The 2,542-nt window shown below is 30.5% G+C and carries 2 protein-coding genes; both read right to left on the bottom strand.

Going from position 1 to position 2,542, the window contains the following annotated elements; translation table 11 throughout:
• Positions 1 to 132: 132 nt before the first annotated feature.
• On the bottom strand, positions 133 to 1,584 hold the full coding sequence (guaB, locus tag AACQ14_RS23390) for an IMP dehydrogenase (RefSeq protein ID WP_339365963.1): 1,452 nt from the start codon (positions 1,582 to 1,584) through the stop codon (positions 133 to 135).
• 255 nt (positions 1,585 to 1,839) lie between these two features.
• Positions 1,840 to 2,349, bottom strand: a complete 510-nt coding sequence (locus tag AACQ14_RS23385) for a DUF6106 family protein (RefSeq protein ID WP_339365962.1) — start codon at positions 2,347 to 2,349, stop codon at positions 1,840 to 1,842.
• Positions 2,350 to 2,542 lie beyond the last annotated feature (193 nt).

The raw sequence follows: 2,542 nt of genomic DNA, 5'->3' as shown, positions 1-2,542 counted from the left end.
TACTTTAATTTTACACTAACTTATATAATACACTTTTTTACATTTTATTTAGATTGTCATTAATTAAAAATAACTCCAACTAGGATTTATATCCTTAGTTGAAGTCATTTATAATATTAATAATATTATATATTAACTAACACTATAATTTGGAGCTTCCTTAGTTATTTGAATATCATGAGGATGACTTTCTTTTAAGGAAGCACTTGTTATTTTTGTAAATCTACCATCTTCTCTTAGAGCATTAATGGTTGGAGTACCACAGTATCCCATTCCAGCTCTTAATCCACCAAGCATTTGATAGATTGTATCTTCTACAGGGCCTTTATAAGCTACTCTTCCTTCTACTCCTTCAGGAACTAATTTCTTAGCATCTTCTTGGAAATATCTATCCTTACTTCCTTTTTCCATTGCACCAAGTGAACCCATACCTCTATATACCTTATATTTTCTTCCTTGATATAGTTCAGTATCTCCAGGGCTTTCTTCACAACCAGCGAATAGACTACCCATCATACATACATTACCACCTGCTGCAATGGCTTTAACAACATCACCAGAGTATTTTATACCACCATCAGCAATAATAGGTATTCCAGATTCTTTTGCAGCTTCTGCACAATCATAGATAGCTGTAATTTGTGGTACCCCTACTCCTGATACTACACGTGTTGTACATATTGAACCAGGACCAATACCAACTTTTACTGCATCTACGCCAACTGCAATCAAAGCTTTTGTTGCTTCTCCTGTAGCAACATTTCCCGCTATTAGTTGAAGTTCTGGATATTTTTCTTTTATTCCTTTAACTGTATTGATTACACCTTCTGAATGGCCATGAGCTGTATCAACAACTATTACGTCTACACTAGCTTTAACTAATGCATCTATTCTATCCATATAATCTTTTGTAACACCCACTGCTGCACCTACTAATAATCTTCCTTGACTATCTTTTGCTGATTGTGGGTATTTAATAGCTTTTTCTATATCTTTTATTGTAATAAGTCCTGAAAGATTTCCTTCAGCATCAGTTAATGGAAGTTTTTCAATTCTATGACGTCCCATTATTTCTTTGGCTTCATTAAGAGTTGTTCCGACAGGAGCCGTAATTAGGTTTTCACTAGTCATTACTTCTTTGATCTTTTTATTAAAATCAGTCTCGAATCTTAAATCTCTGTTTGTAAGTATTCCTACAAGTTTTCTGCCCTCAGTAATAGGAACTCCTGATATTCTATATTTAGCCATTAATGCGTTTGCCTCATATACATAATGTTCTGGGGATAAAAAGAAAGGGTCTGTTATTACACCGTTTTCAGATCTTTTTACTTTATCTACTTCTTCTGCTTGCTGACTTATAGACATATTTTTGTGAATTATTCCTATTCCACCTTGTCTAGCCATAGCTATGGCCATTCTTGATTCGGTTACAGTATCCATACCCGCACTCATAAATGGAATATTCAATTTAATTTTTCTAGTCAAATTTGTAGAAACATCTACCTGATTAGGAAGCACCTTAGAATGTGCTGGTATTAATAATACGTCATCAAAAGTTATTCCTTCGCTCACAATCTTATGCATTGTAATCCTCTCTTTCTTTTCTTTACTCTTTTTTTGATAGTATTAGTTATAGACAATTTTTATATTTGTAATAATAGAAATATAATTATTTATTATTAAAGATTAGGAATACATTATCCCTAACCTCTTTATTTTATAGCAGGAAATAATTTAATAACTATAAGTAACTCCCACTACTTAATAATATATATTTTGTGAGTTTAACAAAAATCCTCTTATTTGTCAACATTAATTATTAATTTTGTTAAATATTTTTTAGTACTGCATTATTTTTCTTGGAATATATTTTTTTATGGCTTTTAACATTTTTTCATTAGGTTCAAGGATAAGTTTTTCTCTTTTACCATTTCTAACTACCATTGCAGCGTAAGTATGATTGTTGTTAGTGCCACTACTGCAATCAATAACCTTTTCATAATTTGATAATTGACTAGCATAATCCTTGCTGTTAACTGGTGCCATAATCTCTATTTTCCTTACATCAATAGAAATGAATTTTTTTCTTTTATTCTTGTTGAAGATTTTATCAATATCCAAATCCCCGCTTGTAAAAATATACTCGAATTCTACGTTAAGTCTTCTCATCAAGAAAACCGCACCAAATATAATAACTATCGCTATAGGTATAAGAAAACCTACTAAAACAGGTACCATTGAACAGACCATAATTAATACTATAGCACCAATAATTATCGCTACTCTAATAAGATTATCTTTTAGAGAATTGCTTTTTTCAACTAATTGTTCATTAAAAATATCACCCATATTTTTCCTCCTATGTTTATTATTGCTATTTGTACTGTAAAATAATAATTAATGAATACATTATACAATTACATCCATTATATAACAATACTCTTCACTATACAACCATAAAAACTGAATACCTTTAATTCCTAATATAGAATTTTTCATTAAATACAAAACATATATTGTATAAAATCACAAAAGCCATCAG

It is taken from the genome of Vallitalea maricola (assembly GCF_036985595.1).
Classification (GTDB): domain Bacteria; phylum Bacillota; class Clostridia; order Lachnospirales; family Vallitaleaceae; genus Vallitalea; species Vallitalea maricola.
The sequence above is the reverse complement of the archived record's forward strand: the minus strand, read 5'-3'. Positions and strand labels throughout refer to the sequence as shown.